Origin of the sequence: Inquilinus limosus, from assembly GCF_002195995.1 — a bacterium.
Classification (GTDB): Bacteria; Pseudomonadota; Alphaproteobacteria; order DSM-16000; family Inquilinaceae; genus Inquilinus; species Inquilinus limosus_C.
The window spans coordinates 1-16513 of sequence record NZ_NHON01000155.1 but is presented as its reverse complement, the minus strand read 5'-3'; the positions used below and the strand labels follow the sequence as shown (position 1 = coordinate 16513).

Annotated in this window: 19 protein-coding genes; 12 read left to right on the top strand and 7 right to left on the bottom strand. The window is 71.5% G+C overall.

Features of this window, described 5'->3' with window-relative positions; all coding sequences use genetic code 11:
• Positions 1-61: 61 nt before the first annotated feature.
• A complete protein-coding gene (gene erpA, locus BWR60_RS34545; protein ID WP_088157634.1) occupies positions 62-403 on the bottom strand; it encodes an iron-sulfur cluster insertion protein ErpA in 342 nt (113 codons plus the stop codon).
• A 123-nt stretch (positions 404-526) separates the two neighbouring features.
• Here erpA and BWR60_RS34540 point away from each other — a divergent pair, with 123 nt between their 5' ends.
• The 8 genes from BWR60_RS34540 to tatC all read left to right on the top strand — a co-directional run bounded on the left by BWR60_RS34540 (position 527) and on the right by tatC (position 7738).
• Complete coding sequence (locus BWR60_RS34540) at positions 527-1690, top strand: deoxyguanosinetriphosphate triphosphohydrolase (protein ID WP_088157632.1); 1164 nt, start codon at positions 527-529, stop codon at positions 1688-1690.
• Between the two features lie 343 nt (positions 1691-2033).
• Entirely contained in the window at positions 2034-3107 is a 1074-nt protein-coding gene (locus BWR60_RS38820) for an SPOR domain-containing protein (protein WP_088157630.1), read from the top strand.
• A gap of 15 nt (positions 3108-3122) precedes the next feature.
• The gene (gene nagZ, locus BWR60_RS34530; RefSeq protein ID WP_088157628.1) at positions 3123-4142 is read left to right on the top strand and encodes a beta-N-acetylhexosaminidase; all 1020 of its coding nucleotides are present in this window, start codon (positions 3123-3125) and stop codon (positions 4140-4142) included.
• Between the two features lie 233 nt (positions 4143-4375).
• Positions 4376-5182 carry a segregation and condensation protein A gene (locus BWR60_RS34525; RefSeq protein ID WP_088157626.1) on the top strand — a complete coding sequence of 269 codons (807 nt, stop codon included), beginning with the start codon at positions 4376-4378 and terminating at the stop codon, positions 5180-5182.
• Positions 5179-5787, top strand: coding sequence for an SMC-Scp complex subunit ScpB (gene scpB / locus BWR60_RS34520; protein ID WP_088157624.1), 609 nt, complete (start codon positions 5179-5181; stop codon positions 5785-5787). The genes BWR60_RS34525 and scpB overlap by 4 nt, the downstream gene beginning before the upstream one ends.
• 136 nt (positions 5788-5923) lie before the next feature.
• The gene (gene tatA / locus BWR60_RS34515; RefSeq protein WP_088157622.1) at positions 5924-6154 is read left to right on the top strand and encodes a twin-arginine translocase TatA/TatE family subunit; all 231 of its coding nucleotides are present in this window, start codon (positions 5924-5926) and stop codon (positions 6152-6154) included.
• 61 nt (positions 6155-6215) lie between these two features.
• Positions 6216-6749: a Sec-independent protein translocase protein TatB gene (gene tatB / locus BWR60_RS38815; RefSeq protein WP_275542415.1), complete on the top strand. Its 534-nt coding sequence runs from the start codon at positions 6216-6218 to the stop codon at positions 6747-6749.
• A 155-nt stretch (positions 6750-6904) separates the two neighbouring features.
• On the top strand, positions 6905-7738 hold the full coding sequence (gene tatC / locus BWR60_RS34505; RefSeq protein ID WP_230983274.1) for a twin-arginine translocase subunit TatC: 834 nt from the start codon (positions 6905-6907) through the stop codon (positions 7736-7738).
• A 6-nt stretch (positions 7739-7744) separates the two neighbouring features.
• Here tatC and BWR60_RS34500 read toward each other — a convergent pair whose 3' ends face one another.
• Together BWR60_RS34500 and BWR60_RS34495 are read right to left on the bottom strand one after the other, a co-directional pair.
• Complete coding sequence (locus BWR60_RS34500) at positions 7745-8197, bottom strand: GFA family protein (protein WP_088157620.1); 453 nt, start codon at positions 8195-8197, stop codon at positions 7745-7747.
• Positions 8198-8258: 61 nt separating this feature from the next.
• Positions 8259-8729 carry a VOC family protein gene (locus BWR60_RS34495; protein WP_088157618.1) on the bottom strand — a complete coding sequence of 157 codons (471 nt, stop codon included), beginning with the start codon at positions 8727-8729 and terminating at the stop codon, positions 8259-8261.
• A 177-nt stretch (positions 8730-8906) separates the two neighbouring features.
• On the opposite strand from BWR60_RS34495, the gene BWR60_RS34490 reads away from it, so the two are divergent.
• Positions 8907-9128: a hypothetical protein gene (locus BWR60_RS34490; RefSeq protein WP_088157616.1), complete on the top strand. Its 222-nt coding sequence runs from the start codon at positions 8907-8909 to the stop codon at positions 9126-9128.
• On the opposite strand, the gene BWR60_RS34485 is transcribed toward BWR60_RS34490, so the two are convergent.
• The 4 genes from BWR60_RS34485 to BWR60_RS34470 all read right to left on the bottom strand — a co-directional run bounded on the left by BWR60_RS34485 (position 9088) and on the right by BWR60_RS34470 (position 13098).
• Positions 9088-10308: an MFS transporter gene (locus BWR60_RS34485; protein ID WP_088157614.1), complete on the bottom strand. Its 1221-nt coding sequence runs from the start codon at positions 10306-10308 to the stop codon at positions 9088-9090. The genes BWR60_RS34490 and BWR60_RS34485 overlap by 41 nt on opposite strands.
• Before the next feature lie 129 nt (positions 10309-10437).
• Positions 10438-10848: a hypothetical protein gene (locus BWR60_RS34480; RefSeq protein ID WP_088157612.1), complete on the bottom strand. Its 411-nt coding sequence runs from the start codon at positions 10846-10848 to the stop codon at positions 10438-10440.
• Between the two features lie 29 nt (positions 10849-10877).
• Positions 10878-11363: an L-2-amino-thiazoline-4-carboxylic acid hydrolase gene (locus BWR60_RS34475; RefSeq protein WP_088157610.1), complete on the bottom strand. Its 486-nt coding sequence runs from the start codon at positions 11361-11363 to the stop codon at positions 10878-10880.
• Between the two features lie 61 nt (positions 11364-11424).
• Positions 11425-13098, bottom strand: a complete 1674-nt coding sequence (locus tag BWR60_RS34470; protein WP_088157608.1) for an ABC1 kinase family protein — start codon at positions 13096-13098, stop codon at positions 11425-11427.
• A 192-nt stretch (positions 13099-13290) separates the two neighbouring features.
• On the opposite strand from BWR60_RS34470, the gene BWR60_RS34465 reads away from it, so the two are divergent.
• The 3 genes from BWR60_RS34465 (at position 13291) to surE (ending at position 16323) form a co-directional block, all read left to right on the top strand.
• Positions 13291-13902 carry a hypothetical protein gene (locus BWR60_RS34465; protein ID WP_144445860.1) on the top strand — a complete coding sequence of 204 codons (612 nt, stop codon included), beginning with the start codon at positions 13291-13293 and terminating at the stop codon, positions 13900-13902.
• 385 nt (positions 13903-14287) lie between these two features.
• Positions 14288-15562 carry a serine--tRNA ligase gene (gene serS, locus BWR60_RS34460; RefSeq protein ID WP_088157604.1) on the top strand — a complete coding sequence of 425 codons (1275 nt, stop codon included), beginning with the start codon at positions 14288-14290 and terminating at the stop codon, positions 15560-15562.
• A gap of 2 nt (positions 15563-15564) precedes the next feature.
• A complete protein-coding gene (gene surE / locus BWR60_RS34455) occupies positions 15565-16323 on the top strand; it encodes a 5'/3'-nucleotidase SurE (RefSeq protein ID WP_088157602.1) in 759 nt (252 codons plus the stop codon).
• Positions 16324-16513: the final 190 nt, after the last annotated feature.

Sequence of the window (16513 nt, the reverse complement as noted above, 5' to 3'; positions counted from 1 at the left end):
GTGGCGGGCATGGCTGTCCTCCGGGGCTGGGCGACCCTCCGACTCCGGCGGGCGCGGCCGCTCAGATTGCGAAGGAAGTGCCGCAGCCGCAAGAGGAGGAGGCGTTCGGGTTCTTCACCTGGAAGGACGCGCCGATCAGCTCTTCGACATAATCGATCTCGGCGCCGGCCAGCAGGTCCAGCGACATGTCGTCGACCACCACGGTGACGTCGTCGCGGCGGAAGGTCAGGTCGTCGTCCTTGACCGTGTCGTCGAAGCTGAAGCCGTACTGGAAGCCGGAGCAGCCGCCGCCGGAGACGGCGATGCGCAGCATCAGGGCGTCGTTGTGCTCGGCGCGGCGCAGCTCGGCGATCCGCCGGGCGGCGCTTTCGGTCAGGCTCAGGATGCGGCCATCGTCAGGCATGGCGGGTCCATCGATGAAACGGGCGGTCGGAACCGGTCCCCTCCAATGTAGGGTGGCAGAGGCCGTCTGCAAAGCACCCGCCGCGATTGCCAGCCCCGCACAGGGTGGCTAGCTTGCCATCCGATGACCGCTGTCTACGCCACCGCTCCGGACCGCAGCCGCGGCCGGCTTCATGCCGAGCCGGACAGCGGCATGCGCTCGCCGTTCCAGCGCGACCGCGACCGCATCGTCCACTCCTCGGCCTTCCGCAAGCTGCAGTACAAGACCCAGGTCTTCATCTATCACGAGGGCGACTACTACCGGACCCGGCTGACCCACACGCTGGAGGTGGCGCAGATCGCCCGCACCGCCTGCCGGGCGCTGGGGCTGGACGAGGATCTGGGCGAGGCCGTGGCGTTGGCGCACGACCTGGGCCACACCCCCTTCGGCCATGCCGGGGAGGATGCGCTGCACGCCGCCATGGCCGGCCATGGCGGCTTCCATCACAACGACCAGACGCTGCGCATCCTGACGGCGCTGGAGCAGCGCTACGCCGATTTCGACGGGCTGAACCTGACCTGGGAGACGCTGGAGGGCGTGGTCAAGCATAACGGCCCGCTGCTGCCGCTGCCGCCCGGCGGCGGGCTGCCGGCGACGATCGACGCCTTCCGCGCCGCCTGGGACCTCGACCTCGCCTCCCAGCCGGGGCCGGAGGCGCAGGTGGCGGCGCTGGCCGACGACATCGCCTACACCAACCACGACATCGACGACGCGGTCCGGGCCGGGCTCCTGGATATCGACGCGCTGCGCCGGCTGCCGCTGGTCGGGCCGGTGCTGGCCGAGGTCGAGGCCCGCCATCCCGGCCTGCCGCGCCGCCGGCTGATCCATGAGACGGTGCGGCGGGTGATCGACCAGATGGTCACCGACCTGCTGGCGGAATCGCGCCGCCGCCTGGCGGAGCTGGCGCCCGCCTCGGTCGAGGCGATCCGGGCGGCGCCGCTGCCGGTGATCGCCTTCTCCGACCCGGTCGCGGCCGATCTCGGCGTCGTGCGCAGCTTCATGTTTCGCGAGGTCTACCGGCACTATCTGGTCAACCGCGAGACCAGCAAGGCGCGGCGCGTGGTGCGCGACCTGTTCGACCTGTTCACGGCCGAGCCGAACACCCTGCCGACCGACTGGCGCCGCCAGGCCGACGCGGCGGGCCCGGCCGGCCTGCCGCGGCTGGTGGCCGACTACATCGCCGGCATGACCGACCGCTACGCCCTGCTGGAGCATCAGCGGCTGTTCGTGCTGGACAGACCGATCTGACCGGTCCGGCTCGTTCTTTGAGGCCGTTTCAGCATTTCCAACATCGTCATTGCGAGCGCAGCGAAGCAATCCATGCAGCAGCTCGTGCGGGACGATGGATTGCTTCGTCGGCTTCGCCTCCTCGCAATGACGGTGTCTGGAGCTCTGAAAGGCTTCGTCCTTGGCGAGACCGCAGCCGGGGCTTGACCCGGGCCGCGGGAGATGGCAACGCCTTCCGGGTTGCCCGGTTAAGTGCGGCGATGCGGGGTCGGTTGGCCTCGCGAGATTGATTCATCGCTGAATCAATTTCTTATCGCCCGATTCTCCGATTCGGGTTACGATTCCGAATCAGTCGGGGGATAGTATGGTCGACACCGCCACGCAACTGCGACTCGAACCGGACGGGCACTGGGCGGAGGCGCCCCACGCGCTGCCCATGATGGCCCCCGCGGGCCATCCCTCGGTCCAGCTTCGGCAGGTTCCCTCGTCGCCGCCCTGGCGCTTCATCGTCACGGCCGGGGTGATCCTGGTCGTGGTCATCCTGTTCGCCGGCATCCTGATCTCGACCTACGCCTCCAGCTCCTCGGTGACGATGGAGGGCGGGGTGCCGATCATCCGCGCCGACCGCACCGAGTTCCGCACCCGGCCGAAGCAGCCGGGCGGCATCGACATCCCGAACCAGGACCGGCTGGTGCTGCAGGATATGGGCCGCAGGCAGGCGCCGATCACGGTGGCCACCGTGCTGCCGCCGCCGGAGCAGCCGATGCCGCGGCCGGTCCAGGCCGGCACCGACCAGCGCGGCTGGCGCCTGCCGCTGCCGGCGGCCTCGCCCGGCGCGGGGGTGGTGGAGATCCTGCTGGCCCGGCCGGGCCAGGCCGTTGCGGCTCCTGCGCCCGAACCCGTCGCGCCGGTCCAGCCCGCCCCTGAGCCGGTCACCACTGCGCCTGCCGCTGCAAATTCCGGGCCGGCGCCCGTTGCCGATCCGGCCCCGGTCCAGACCGCCGCGCTGGCGCCCTCGATCCCCGCCGCGCCGATCGCTCCGGCGGCTCCGGCTCCCGCGCCGCAGGCGGCCCAGCCGGCCGACCCGATCGCGGCGCTGCTGAACAACCCGGCCGCCGCGGATGGCTGGATCAACCCCGACGCCCATGCGCCGGCCCAGGTCGCGGCCCTGCCGGCGATCGTCGCCGTGCCGAATGGCCGCTTCGCCGCGCAGATCGCGGCCGTGACCTCGCCGGAAGAGGCGCAGGCCGAATGGGCCCGCTTCCAGCGCCGTTACCCCGAGCTGCTCGGCGCGCTGCAGCTGGCCGTGCCGCAGGTCTCGGCCGCCACCCGGCTGGGCTACCGCGTCCAGGCCGTGCCGCTCGACCAGGCGACGGCGACGCGGCTGTGCGAGGCCCTGGCCACCGAGAAGACCGGCTGCCTGGTCGTTCCCCGCTGATTTGAGTTCCCGTTGATGCCTCAGGCGATCCTGTTCGGCTGCGCCGGCCCCGTTCTGGCGGCTGAGGAAAAGGCCTTCTTCCGCGACGCCGACCCGCTCGGCTTCATCCTGTTCCGCCGCAACTGCGAGACGCCGGATCAGCTCAAGGCCCTGGTCGCCGACCTGCGCGACGCGGTCGGCCGACAGGCGCCGGTGATGATCGACCAGGAGGGCGGGCGCGTCGCCCGGCTGCGGCCGCCGCACTGGCCCGGCTTCCCGGCCGCCGGCCGCTTCGGCGCGCTGGCGGTGCTGGACATGGAGGCGGCGGAGGAGGCGGTGCGGGCCAACGCCACCGCCATCGCGCTGACCACCGGCGCCGCCGGCATCGACATCGTCGCAGCCCCGGTGCTGGACCTCGACCTGCCCGGTGCCGACCGCACCGTGGTCGGCGACCGGTCCTTCTCCGGCGACCCGGCGGTGGTCGCCCGGCTCGGCCGGGCCATGGCCGAAGGGCTGCTCGACGGCGGCGCGCTGCCGGTGATCAAGCATCTGCCGGGCCATGGCCGGTCGCGGGTCGACAGCCATGTCTCGCTGCCGGTGGTCGATGCCGACCTCGACACGCTGGAGCGCACCGATTTCGCGCCGTTCCGCGACCTCGCCTTCCTGCCCTGGGGCATGACCGGCCATCTGGTCTTCACCGCGCTCGATCCCGACCTGCCGGTCACCCAGTCGCCGACCGCGATCCGCGACGCGGTGCGCGGCCGCATCGGCTTCGACGGGGTACTGTGCAGCGACGACCTGTCGATGGGCGCACTGGCCGGCCCGCTGCCGCGGCGGGCGGAGCGGGCGCTGGCCGCCGGCTGCGACTTGGCGCTGCACTGCAACGGCGACCTGGCGGAGATGCGGGCGATCGCCGCGGCGGTGCCGGCGATCGGGCCGGAGACGGCGGCCCGGCTGGCTCGCGGCGAGGCCTGGCGCCGGCCGGCGAGCGACCGGCCGGTGGAGGGCTATCTGGAGCTGGTGCAGGAGCTGCTCGGCCGGCTGCCGAGCCTTTAGCGTTCTCAGATACACAGAACGTGTTGCCTCTCCCGCCTGGCGGGAGAGGTCGGGCGTCCGCAGGACGACCGGGTGAGGGTTGGCCCCGGCCTCGACGAAACCCCCTCACCCGGAGCCGCTTCGCGTCTCCGACCTCTCCCGCAAGCGGGAGAGGCGACGCGGACTCGATGGCTGGATCCGGCCTTCTGTCGATCGATGTTGCTTCGCCGCGCCCGGGCGGCGAAACTCCGCGCATGCTGGAAGACTGGTCGAAGGCCGATGCGCCGCCGGTGACGAGCCGGGAGGACGCCGCCTTCATTCTGAAATTCGAATCCTATGAAGGGCCGATCGACCTGCTGCTCGAACAGGCGCGCGAGCAGAAGGTCGACCTGACCCAGATCTCGATCCTGGCGCTGGCCGACCAGTACCTCGCCTTTGTCGAGCGGGCGCGGCGCCTGTCGCTGGAGCTGGCGGCGCACTACCTGGTGATGGCCGCGTGGCTGGCCTATCTCAAGTCGCGCCTGCTGCTGCCGGCGCCGCCGGGCGACGACGAGCCGAGCGGCGCCGAGCTGGCCGAGGCGCTGGCCTTCCAGCTGCGCCGGCTGAACGCGATGCGCGAGGCCGGGCAGGCGCTGATGGCGCGGCCGCAGCTCGGCCACGACCTGTTCGCCCGCGGCGCCGCGGAGGAGGACGAGGCGACCCCGACCCCGGTCTGGGCCGTGTCGCTCTACGATCTGCTCAAGGCCTATGCCGAGCACTGGCGCGCCAAGGCGGCGGCCGAGGGCAGCCTGCGCATCGAGGCCTCGGTGCTGTTCTCGCCGGAGCAGGCGCTGGAGCGGATGGAAGCGATGCTCGGCCGGTTCCCGAACTGGACCACGCTGGCCGCCTTCCTGCCGCCGATGACCGGCAGCCCGCTGGTGCGGCGCTCGGCGCTCGCCTCCACCTTCGTCGCCACGCTCGAGCTGGCCAAGTCCGGCCGGCTCGCGATCCGCCAGGACGGGCTGTTCGGCCCGATCTGGCTCAAGGCCCAGGCTGCTGCTGAGACCACATCCGAAGAATGACAGAACCCACCCAAGCCCTGCGCCTGGTCGAAGCCATGCTGTTCGCCTCGCCGGCGCCGCTGACCGAGGCGGCGATCGCCGAGCGCCTGCCCGACGGCGCCGATGTGCCGGAGCTGATCGACGCGCTGGTCGAGCAGTACCGCCACCGCGGCGTCACCCTGATGCCGGTGGCAGGCGGCTGGGCCTTCCGCACCGCGCTCGACCTGGCGCCGCTGCTGCGCGACGCCGGCCATGTCGTCCGCCGGCTGACCCGGGCGGCGCTGGAGACGCTGTCGATCATCGCCTACCACCAGCCGGTGACCCGGCCGGAGATCGAGGCGGTGCGCGGCGTCGCCGTGGCCAAGGGCACGCTGGACACCCTCCTGGAGGCCGGCTGGATCGCCCCCGGCCGCCGCCGCCAGGCGCCCGGGCGGCCGCTGACCTGGATCACCACCCAGGCCTTCCTCGATCATTTCGGCCTGGGCGGGCTCGAGGACCTGCCGAGCGTCGAGGAGCTCAAGGCGTCGGGCCTGCTCGACACCCGCCCGGCCATGGCCGTGCTGCCCGGCGGCACCCTGTCCGGCGAGGACGGGCCGGAGCCGCCGGAGGACGAGGACCGGGAGTAGCGGAGCCGGCCGGAACGGCTGTTTTTGCCGCCGCCGAAGGCCTGGATTTCCGCGCCATTTCGCCCCGTCCGCCGCCATTGCGGCGGCGGGGGGTTTCTGCGATGATCCGGCCGCCTTGGGGCTGGAGGATGAGTTTATGGGTGGTTTGAGTATTTGGCATTGGTTGATCGTCCTGGTCGTCGTGCTCCTGATCTTCGGGAACCGGCTGCCGCGGGCGATGGGCGACCTGGCCAAGGGGATCAAGAACTTCAAGTCCGGCCTGTCGGACGACCCCAAGAGCGAAGGGTCGGAAGACCGCCCGGCCGTGCCGCCGCCCGCGAGCACCGACGCCGGCAGTCCGAACCGGACGACCGCCGACCGCCAATAATCCCCTCGGGGAACCGGAACCGCGCCCCGTCTCCGGAGGCGGGGCGTGATGGACGAAAGTGATGTTCGGTTTCGACTGGTCGGAGTTGATGGTCATCGTGGTCGTGGCACTCATCGTGCTCGGCCCGAAGGATCTGCCGCGTGCCCTCTATCAGCTGGGCAAGTGGACGCGCCATGCCCGCCGCATCACCGGCGAGTTCCAGCGCCATGTCGACGACATCGTGCGCCAGGCCGAGCTGGAAGAGGTGCGCAAGACCGTCCAGGACGCGGCCAAGTCGATGGACGTCCGCGGCCAGGTGGCCGAGCACGTGAACACGGTCCTGGATCCGGTCAAGGACATCAAGCAGGCCTTCGACAAGGCGGCCCCGGGCGCCACGCCGCTGGCCGAGCCGGACAAGGCCGCGACCAACGGGTCGGCGGCGCCTGAGGCCCAGCCGGTCGAGGGGCCGCAGCCGGCCGCGCCGGAGGCTCCGGCCGCGCCTGCCGTCACCGCCACCGAAGCCGCGCCGGTCGCCCCACAGGCGTCCCCGGCCGCCACGCCCGTCGCCGCGCCGGTCCCTGCCGCCGCCCCGACCCCGACCGACCGCGCGAGCTGATCCATGGCGCCCTCCGACCGGGAGATCGACGACAAGCAGATGCCGCTGATGGACCATCTGCTGGAGCTGCGCACCCGGNGGCAGGGACCGCCACGCCCGTCGCCGCGCCGGTCCCTGCCGCCGCCCCGACCCCGACCGACCGCGCGAGCTGATCCATGGCGCCCTCCGACCGGGAGATCGACGACAAGCAGATGCCGCTGATGGACCATCTGCTGGAGCTGCGCACCCGGCTGATCTATGCCGTGGTCGCGATCCTGGTCGGGTTCTTCATCTGCTACCATTTCTCCGAGGCGATCTACCTGTTCCTGGCGCAGCCGCTGGCGAACGCGCTGGCCGATGCCGGCCAGGCCAGGTCGATGATCTCCACGGCGCTGACCGAGACGTTCTTCACCTACATCAAGATCGGCTTCTGGGGCGGCTTCTGCCTGGCCTTCCCGGTGGTGGCGAGCCAGATCTGGATGTTCGTCGCGCCCGGCCTCTACAAGAACGAGCGCAACGCCTTCCTGCCGTTCCTGCTGTTCAGCCCGGTGATGTTCATCATCGGCGCCGCCTTCGTGTACTATTTCGTGTTCCCGCTGGCCTGGAAGTTCTTCCTGTCCTTCCAGGTGCTGGGCCCGGATGTCGGCACCGGCATCGAGATCAAGCTCGACGCCAAGGTGTCGGAGTATCTCGACCTGGTGATGCGCCTGCTGCTGGCCTTCGGCATCGCCTTCCAGCTGCCGGTGCTGCTGACGCTGCTGGTGCGTGTCGGCATCCTCAGCGTCGCCACGCTGAAGAGCAAGCGGCGCTACGCCATCGTCATCGTCTTCGTCGTCGCCGCCGTGCTGACCCCGCCGGACGCGATCAGCCAGATCGCGCTGGCCGTGCCGATGCTGCTGCTCTACGAGATCGCGATCTTCATCGGCGGCCTGATCGAGCGCGACCGAGCCAAGCGCGAGGCGGAGGCCGAGGCGGAGGACGCCCGTCCCGACGACGGCCCGGCGGCGTAGCCCGGCTCAGGGCCGCGCCGCATACTCCGCGATCAGCCCGTCATAGGCCTCGACCGGCGGGAACCCCTCATAGCGATGCACCGCCGGGGTGGTGGCCCAGGGCAGCTTCTCGCTGGTCCAGGTCTCGATGAACGGCGTCGACCAGGCCGGGTCGTCCAGCATGGTCGGCCGGACATTGACGAAGAAGTCGATGCCCGGCATCCGCGTGAACAGCCAGCTCATGCAGTGCGGGCAGAAGTAATGCTCCGGCATGCCGCGCAGCCCGCCGAGCACCGGCTCGCCCTGCGTCACCGCGAACCCGGCCGTCGGGATCGCGGCGGAGAGGGAGAAGGGGCCGCCGGTCATGCGCCGGCAGCCGGTGCAGTGGCAGGCCATGGTCAGTAGCGGCGGGGCGGTGATGCGGAAGCGCACCCGCCCGCACCGGCATTGGCCGTCCTGCGGCAGGGTCAACTGGGGCATGGCCTCCTCCTGGCAGATGGTCGTCCCGTCTTCTAGCGGCATGGACGACCGCCGGCCAGGGTCAGCCCTCCGCCGCCGCCTCCAGTGTGGCGATGTCGAACTTCACCATCTTCAGCATCGTCTCGGTGACGCGTTTGACCCTGGCCGGGTCGGGGTCGCTCATCAACTCGCCCAGCCGTTTCGGCACGATCTGCCAGGACAGGCCCCAGCGGTCGCGCAGCCAGCCGCACTGCTCGACCGAGCCGCCCTCCCTCAGCGCGTCCCACAGCCGGTCGAGCTCGGCCTGGCCGTCGCATTCGACCATGATCGAGAAGGCGTGGTTGAACGGGTCCAGCTTCCCGGCCTCGATCGCCTGGTAGCGCTGGTCGCCCAGGGTGAAGCCGGCCAGCCGGACGCTGCCGGCCGGGCCGCTCGGCGTGTCGGCCGGCAGGGGCGAGATCCAGTGCACCGCCGACCCCGGGATCAGCCCGGTGTAGAAGCGGATCGCGGCCTCCATGTCGCGCTCGAACCAGAGATGCTGGGTGACCTTCATCGCGGTGCTCCTTCCTCGCGCAGCCGGCCCTGGGCAGGACCGCTTCCGTCCCGAGGACGACCGGGAATAGCCGGTCCCGACAGGGCCCTGCAAAAATTCGTGAGGCTAGGACAATCGGCCAATATCCGCCGCGCGCGGCGAGGCCTAGGATGCCGCGGGCGGTTCCGGGAGGCGGCAATGGCCGGGCATGTCGGCAGGGTGGATGTCACGGCCCTGGAGAAGTTCCTCGCCGACGCCGCCATCGCCGCGCCCTCGCGCTACGCCTTCGTCCGCCGCGGCAAGGTGATCTGCTTCTACGCCGATTCCGCCGTGGCGCTGGAGGTCGGGGCGCATTGCTTCCCCGACCGCGAATTCTCCATCATCGACGTTCAGGCCCGGAAGCTGGTGCTGCCGCACTGACCGCCTCTTCGCCCGGCTCGCGCAGCCGCGGCAGGGCGGCCAGGCACAGCACGGCCAGCAGGTGGAAGCCCAGCGCGATCGCCGCCAGCGGCGCCAGCCCGCGCTCGATCAGGGGCGCGGCGGCGGCGGTGCCGCCGGCGGCGGCCGCGAGGATCGCCAGGACGACGAGGGCGGAGCCGCGGGCGTCGTCGCCATGCGCCGCCAGCACCGCCCGGTAGAAGCCCGGCGGGCCGCGCAGGCCGAGCCCGCCATTGACCGGCACGAACAGGGCCGCGATCAGCAGCGGGTCGGTGCCGCCGGCCGCGGCATAGGCCAGCATCGCCGCGGCGCCCAGCGCGGCCAGGCCGGTGCCGGCGGCGATCACCCGCTCGGCCCCGAGGCGCCCGGCCAGCCCGCCGGCCAGGTTGGCGGTCAGCATGAAGCTGACGATGCCGCAGACCTGCATGGTGATGAAATCGGCCAGGCTGCCGCCGAGCGCGCGCACGAACACCGCCGGCATGCCGAACACGAAGGTCAGGAGGCCGCCCAGCACGAAGGCCTGGCTGAGGGCGTAGCGCAGGAACACCGGGTCGGTTGCCAGCCGAGCATAGCGGCCCTGGGGCCGGCGCGTGACCTGGGGCAGGGCGCCGGTGATGCCGATCGCGACCGCCAGGATCACGGCGATGACGGCGAGCGCCTCGAAGGGCAGGCGCCAGCCGCCCAGCGCCAGCAGCCAGGCGCCGAGGATCGGGGCCAGGGCCGGCGCCAGCGCCTCGATGCTGCCGAGCAGCCCGAGCGCGCGCACCGCCCGGCCGGGGTCGAACAGCGCCTTGACGATGCCCGGCGCGAACACGGCCGGCCCGGCCGCGATCGCGCCCTGCAGCGCCCGCAGCCCGATCAGCAGGTCGATGTCGTCGGTCGCGGCGCAGCCGGCCGAGACGGCGGCGGTGGCCAGCAGCGAGGCGACGAAGATCCGGGGCGTGGCGACGCGGTCGGCCAGCGCGCCATAGGCCAAGAGGCCGACGCAGGTGCCGGCGACATAGGCGGCCAGCACCAGCTGCGCCCGTGCCGCGTCGCCGCCGATCGCCTCCGGCAGGTACGGCACCGCCGGCAGCACCAGGTCGGTGCCCATCAGCCCCAGCACGGTGCTGGCGACCACCAGCCCGAGCACCGGCACCTTCCTCCCCCCGATCGCGGCCATGGTCTTCTTGTCCTATTTCCCAACGGACGCCTGTTGTACGTGGCCGGGAAGGGGGCGGACAATATGGAGGGCTCGCAGGTCAGCCACCCGCCACCGCCGTGCCGCGGACCTCGCGGACGCGGCGGCGCGCTAGAAGAAGCCGTCGAGGAACGCCGCCGCCGCGTCCGAGAGGCCGACGATCTTGTCGGTGGCCTGGCGGTAGAGCTTGAAGTTCAGCTCGGTGCCGGGCCGGCCGTCGTCCCAATCCTGCAGCGGCTTCAGCTCGCGCCGCCCCAGCGGCCGCGTCGCCAGCGCGGTGCGGCGGATGGCGACGCTGACCCGCGGCGTCTGCCGGTCGAGGCCGGGGACCGGCGGCACCGCCTCGGCGGCGGTGACGATGCCGCGGGCGACCAGGCCCTGGCCGCCCTCGGTCTCGCTGGCGAACAGGAAGATGGTGTCGCCCGCGGCGATGTGCTTGCCGCCATACATCGTCTTCTGCGCGGCGAAGGCGAAGCTCTCCGCCCGCGGGTCCCGGATCTCGGCCTTGATCGCGTAGGACACGCGGCCTGCCTCCGGTGCGGATCGGGCGCTCACCGTCCGGTCTTTTCCGTGATCCGGGTCAGGCAGCAGCCTTCCTGCCCAGGCGACCAGAGCTCGATCTCATAGTCGAAGCCGGCCGCTTCCAGCGTCGCCTCGTCGAGCGCGGAGGCGCAGTGAAGCAGCGTCACGATCTCCTCCTCGCTGCATCCGGCCTCGACCCAGGGATCCTTGATCGGGCAGGCCATCATCTTCACTTCGAGGCCTGTGCTGTCGAGCCGCCGGATATCCGGGCAGAACACCGACCCGTCATCCGGCGATTTCGCGAAACCCCTCGCCATGCCTTCGAAATCCCTCGGGGCGCAGGCCGCGAGCGATTTGCCGATCCGGAGGCCGTGGGCGCGGCTGGCGCTTCGCATCACGTCCTTGGCTTCAGCCTCGCCGTAGCGCGCCTTGAGCTCGCGAAAGACCATCAGATAGGCCGTGCCCCGGTCCTTGATCGCGTCATACAGCAGCTTGTTGGTCGGCTTGTTGGTCAAGTCTTCCCTCCAACAGTCGCGCCGATCGAAAGCCTATCGATATCGAGGGAGGCGACCCAGCCTAATCCTTCCTCCGCCCCGGCAGCAGCAGCCAGGCGATGCCGGCCAAAGCGGCGAGGCAGCCGAGCAGGGCGAAGGCGGGGATGCCGAACAGCCGCGGCCCGCTCTCGGCCAGGATCGGCGCGAGGCCGACGACGAAGGCGGCGGTGACGATGGCCACGGCGATGCGCGCCGCGCCGCGCTCGATCGAGCGGCCGAACCGGTCCATCCGGCCGATCTCGACCTCCAGCTTCACCCGGCCCTTCTCCAGCCGTCGCAGCACCCGGCGCAGGATGCCGGGCGCGTCGCCGGCCAGGGCCTGTAGCTCCAGGAGGGCCGATCCGGCCCGGCCCAGCAGCGCCTCGGGGGCGTAGCGCGCGGCCAGGGCGCGGCGCACCACCGGCTCGACTTCTCGCACCACGTCCAGCTCGGGGTCCAGGCGCCGGACCACGCCCTCGGAGGTCATCAGCGCCTTCAGCACCAGCGCCAGGTCGGGCGGCAGGGCCAAATCGTGGTCGCGCATCAGGGCGACGAAATCGGCCAGCGCCTGGCCCAGCTTCAGCCGGCCCAGCGCGCCGCGGGTGTGGCGGGCCAGGAAGGCCTCCGCCGCCTCCTCCAGCGGGCGGGCGTCGATGTCCGGCTGGCCGGCCCAGTCCAGCAGCACCTCGCGCACCCCGGCGGCGCTGCCGCCGGTGATCGCCGCCATCAGCGTCACCAGCTGGTCGCGCCGCCGCGCCGACAGCCGGCCGATGGTGCCGAAATCGAGATAGGCGATGCGGTCGCCCGGCAGGCACAGCATGTTGCCGGGATGCGGGTCGGCATGGAACACGCCGTCGACCAGCATCATCTGCAGGAAGGCGTTGGAGCTGCGCGCCGCCAGCGCCCGCCGGTCCAGCCCGGCCCGCGCCAGCGCCGCCTCGTCGCTGGGCCGGATGCCGGCGACGAAGTCCTGCACCAGCACCTCCTCGCTGGTCCAGGCCCAGTGGATGCGCGGCACCACGACCTCCGGCTGGTCCTCGAACTGGGCCGCGATCAGCTCGGCGTTGCGGCCCTCATTGGCCAGGTCCAGCTCCTCGCCGATCGCGGCGGCGAGGGTCCGGGTGATCGCCTCGGGGCGATAGCGGCGCAGCTCCGGCAGCTCCTCCTCGGCCAGCCTGGCGGCATGGGCCAGCAGGCGCAGATCGGCCTCGACCAGCGGCCGCAGCCCGGGCCGGCGGATCTTCACCACCACCTCGGTGCCGTCGGCCAGCGCGGCGCGATGCACCTGGGCGATCGAGGCCGAGGCCAGCGGCGTCCGGTCGAAGCGGGCGAAGACGGCGTCGGGCGCGCCGCCGAGCGCGGCTTCCAGCACCGGCGCCAGCCCGTCATAGGGCAGGGGCGGCACGCGGTCGTGCAGCTTCTCCAGCTCGGCGATCCATTCGGCCGGCAGCAGGTCGCTGCGGGTGGCCAGGATCTGGCCCAGCTTGACGAAGGTCGGCCCCAGCGCCTCGATCGCCAGGCGCAGCCGGGCCGGCGTGTCCTGGCCGGGGGCGGCGGCGCCGGCGTCGCCCGGCGCCAGCCCGGCCTGCCTCAGCAGCCGGTGCAGCCCCAGCCGGCGCACCAGGTCGCCGAAGCCGAAGCGCAGCAGCACGGTGACGATCTGCTGCAGCCGTTTCAGGTCGCGGGCGACGACGAAGGCGGTGGGAAGAACCTGCATTCCTGACCCTGCGACGGGCGGCCCCGAGGCCGCGGACCGGACTGCAACGTCGTAACCGCCGCCGGGTTCCGGCGCCAGACGCGAATGGCCGCGCCGGCCGAATTGTGGCAGTGGTATTATCGGCTATCCTTGTTCATGATACGTTCTATGCAYGAGGCGCCATCCGCACCGATCCGGCCGACCGATCCCGACATGCAGTGGACGGGATGGGCGCTGCACMTGGTGCGCGAGGCGGCCGAGATCGACATGCGCAGCAAGCGGATGACCGAGCGGCAGCAGGAGAGGGCGGACAGGGACTCGCCGCTCGATTTCGGTCTCGGTCTGATCCAGTCGCGGCTGTCGCGGTCGCTGCGGCTGTCGGTGGCGATGGTCGAGCGGATCCGCGTCGACTACCTGATGCGGCGGGGCGAGCGCGAGGCGTCGGGCGAGCAGCAGCGCCGGCGGCAGCGGCGGGAGCAGGTCACTGAGACCGTGACCAAGGCGATCGCGACCCCCGCGGATGGCGAGGGCGCCGAGCATCTGCGATCGGTGGTGTGGGAGACGCTGGTCGAGGACGAGATCCTCGACGCGCAGCTCGACACGCTGTCGGAGGAGGCGTTCGTGCAGGCAGTGTGCCGCAAGCTCGGCCGCCCGCCGCCCTCGATCCCGCTGCCGCAGGGCCGGGACGAGCGGGCCGAGGTGACGGCGGCTGACGGCCTGACGGCGGAGGCCGCCGATCGCGAACCTGCTGCGGATTGGCCCGTCGAGCGGGACGAGCCCGCCATCGGCCGGCCTGTGCCGACGCCGAAACCGGACAGCAGCTAGCGGCCTTGGCGCCTCCCACACCGTCATTGCGAGGAGGCGAAGCCGACGAAGCAATCCATCGTCCCGCTCGTGCGGCTGCATGGATTGCTTCGCTGCGCTCGCAATGACGGTAAGGGTTGGAGAGAGCAGCAAGGAGTCGGAACCGCTTGTTTTGCCTCTCCCGCTTGCGGGAGAGGTCGGAGGCGCTTGCGCCTCCGGGTGAGGGGAGTTTGTCGAGGCCGAGGCCCGCCCTCACCCGGTCTCGCTGCGCGAGCCCGACCTCTCCCGCAAGCGGGAGAGGCAACGAAAAAGCAGCGCTCTGCACCCTCCGGGCCGTTTGCGTCCGGCCGGCCCAGCACCTATAACCACCGCACGATTCCCCGGTCCGCCAGAGTTCGAGCGCGCGATGCACGACATCCGATTCATCCGAGAGCATCCCGAGGCCTTCGACAAGGGGATGGCTCGGCGGGGTCTGTCGCCCGTCGCCGCCGAGCTGCTGTCGCTGGATGAGCGCCGGCGCCAGATCACCACCGAGCTGCAGGGGCTGCAGACCCGCCGCAACGCCGCCTCCAAGGAGATCGGCGCCGTCAAGTCCAAGGGCGGCGACGCCCAGGCGCTGATGGACGAGGTCGCCTCGATCAAAGCGAGGATGGGCGAGCTGGAGCAGGCCGACCGCGACGCCGAGGCGGCGCTGACCGCCCGGCTGGCCGAGCTGCCGAACATCCCCGATGACGACGTGCCCGACGGGGCCGATGAGAGCGGCAATGTCGAGATCCGCCGCATCGGCGAGCCGCGGCGGCTGAACAGCGCCCGCGACCATGTCGACCTGGGCGAGGGCCTGGGGCTGATGGATTTCGCCGCCGCCTCCAAGCTGTCCGGCGCCAGGTTCGTGGTGCTGCGCGGGTCGCTGGCCCGGCTGGAGCGGGCGATCGGCCAGTTCATGATCGACCTGCACATCAACGAGCATGGCTACACCGAGATCGCGCCGCCCTTCATGGTGCGCGACGAGGCGGTGTACGGTACCGGGCAGCTGCCGAAATTCGCCGAGGATCTGTTCCGCACCAACACCGGCCACTGGCTGATCCCGACCGCCGAGGTGCCGCTGACCAACCTGGTCGCCGGCGAGATCCTGGAACAGGAGGGGCTGCCGCTGCGCTTCACCGCGCTGACGCCGAGCTTCCGCTCCGAGGCCGGGTCGGCCGGGCGCGACACCCGCGGCATGATCCGCCAGCACCAGTTCAGCAAGGTCGAGCTGGTCAGCGTCACCACGCCGGAGCAGTCGGCCGCCGAGCATGAGCGGATGACGGACTGCGCCGAGACCGTGCTGAAGCGCCTGGGCCTGGCCTTCCGCACCATCGTGCTGTGCACCGGCGACATGGGCTTCACCGCCCGCAAGACCTACGACATCGAGGTCTGGCTGCCGGGGCAGGGGCGGTATCGGGAGATCTCATCCTGCTCCAACACCGGCGAGTTCCAGGCCCGGCGGATGCAGGGCCGGTTCCGGCCGGAGGGCGAGAAGGGCACCCGCTTCGTGCACACGCTCAACGGCTCCGGCGTCGCGGTCGGCCGCGCCCTGATCGCGGTGATGGAGACCTATCAGCGGCAGGACGGCGCGATCGAGGTGCCGGAGGTGCTGCGGCCCTATATGGGCGGGCTCGAGATCCTGGACGTGAAGGGCTGACGATGCGCATCCTCCTGGCCAATGACGACGGCATCAACTCCACCGGCTTCTCGGTGCTGGAGCGGATCGCCCGTGAGCTGTCGGACGACGTCTGGGTCTGCGCGCCGGAGACCGAGCAGTCGGCCGCCAGCCATTCCCTGACCATCCACCGGCCGCTGCGGCTGCGGCAGATCGAGGAGAAGCGCTTCGCCGTCGACGGCACGCCGACCGACTGCGTGCTGCTGGCGGTGAACCATGTGATGAAGGATCAGCGGCCCGATTTGGTGCTGTCCGGCGTCAACCACGGCCGCAACATCGCCGAGGACGTGACCTATTCCGGCACCATCGCCGCGGCGATGGAGGCGACGCTGCTGGGCATCCGCGCCATCGCCTTCAGCCAACAATTCGCCGACGGACGGCGGCCGGACTGGGAGACGGCGGCGCGCTGGGGCGCCGAGGTGGCGCGCAAGGTGGTCGCCATGGACTGGCCGGAGCAGGTGCTGGTCAACATCAACTTCCCGGCGGTCGACCCCGACGCGGTCACGGGCATCGCCGTGGTGCCGCACGGGCTGCGCAAGATCGGCGACGTGCTGGAGGAGCGGCTGGACCCGCGCGGCCGCACCTATTTCTGGATCGGCACCAGCCGGACCGAGGAGGCGCTGCAGGGCGAGGAGACCGACGTGTCCGCCCTCCGGGACGGCCGGATCACGGTGACGCCGCTGCATCTCGACCTGAACCACGCCGCCGCGATCCAGTCCCTGCGCGGCGTGTTCGCCAAGTAGGAGCTTTGCCGCATGGCTTGGCTCCGCCCAGTTGAACCCACCGAGTCCCCCCTCCCCTTGCGGGAGGGGGGTAGCAACTGTCTTGGGAGAGAGGTGTCATGCGGCGTGGTTTTGCCACGGTGCGTTGTCCCTGAGCATGGCGTTGAGGATGGTGAGCATCCGGCGCATGACGGCGACGATGGCGACCTTG

Coding starts and splice junctions, on each gene's coding strand:
- erpA (WP_088157634.1), bottom strand. CDS start 403: ATGCCTGACGATGGCCGCATCCTGAGCCTGACCGAAAGCGCCGCCCGG.
- BWR60_RS34540 (WP_088157632.1), top strand. CDS start 527: ATGACCGCTGTCTACGCCACCGCTCCGGACCGCAGCCGCGGCCGGCTT.
- BWR60_RS38820 (WP_088157630.1), top strand. CDS start 2,034: ATGGTCGACACCGCCACGCAACTGCGACTCGAACCGGACGGGCACTGG.
- nagZ (WP_088157628.1), top strand. CDS start 3,123: ATGCCTCAGGCGATCCTGTTCGGCTGCGCCGGCCCCGTTCTGGCGGCT.
- BWR60_RS34525 (WP_088157626.1), top strand. CDS start 4,376: ATGCTGGAAGACTGGTCGAAGGCCGATGCGCCGCCGGTGACGAGCCGG.
- scpB (WP_088157624.1), top strand. CDS start 5,179: ATGACAGAACCCACCCAAGCCCTGCGCCTGGTCGAAGCCATGCTGTTC.
- tatA (WP_088157622.1), top strand. CDS start 5,924: ATGGGTGGTTTGAGTATTTGGCATTGGTTGATCGTCCTGGTCGTCGTG.
- tatB (WP_275542415.1), top strand. CDS start 6,216: ATGTTCGGTTTCGACTGGTCGGAGTTGATGGTCATCGTGGTCGTGGCA.
- tatC (WP_230983274.1), top strand. CDS start 6,905: ATGGCGCCCTCCGACCGGGAGATCGACGACAAGCAGATGCCGCTGATG.
- BWR60_RS34500 (WP_088157620.1), bottom strand. CDS start 8,197: ATGCCCCAGTTGACCCTGCCGCAGGACGGCCAATGCCGGTGCGGGCGG.
- BWR60_RS34495 (WP_088157618.1), bottom strand. CDS start 8,729: ATGAAGGTCACCCAGCATCTCTGGTTCGAGCGCGACATGGAGGCCGCG.
- BWR60_RS34490 (WP_088157616.1), top strand. CDS start 8,907: ATGGCCGGGCATGTCGGCAGGGTGGATGTCACGGCCCTGGAGAAGTTC.
- BWR60_RS34485 (WP_088157614.1), bottom strand. CDS start 10,308: ATGGCCGCGATCGGGGGGAGGAAGGTGCCGGTGCTCGGGCTGGTGGTC.
- BWR60_RS34470 (WP_088157608.1), bottom strand. CDS start 13,098: ATGCAGGTTCTTCCCACCGCCTTCGTCGTCGCCCGCGACCTGAAACGG.
- serS (WP_088157604.1), top strand. CDS start 14,288: ATGCACGACATCCGATTCATCCGAGAGCATCCCGAGGCCTTCGACAAG.
- surE (WP_088157602.1), top strand. CDS start 15,565: ATGCGCATCCTCCTGGCCAATGACGACGGCATCAACTCCACCGGCTTC.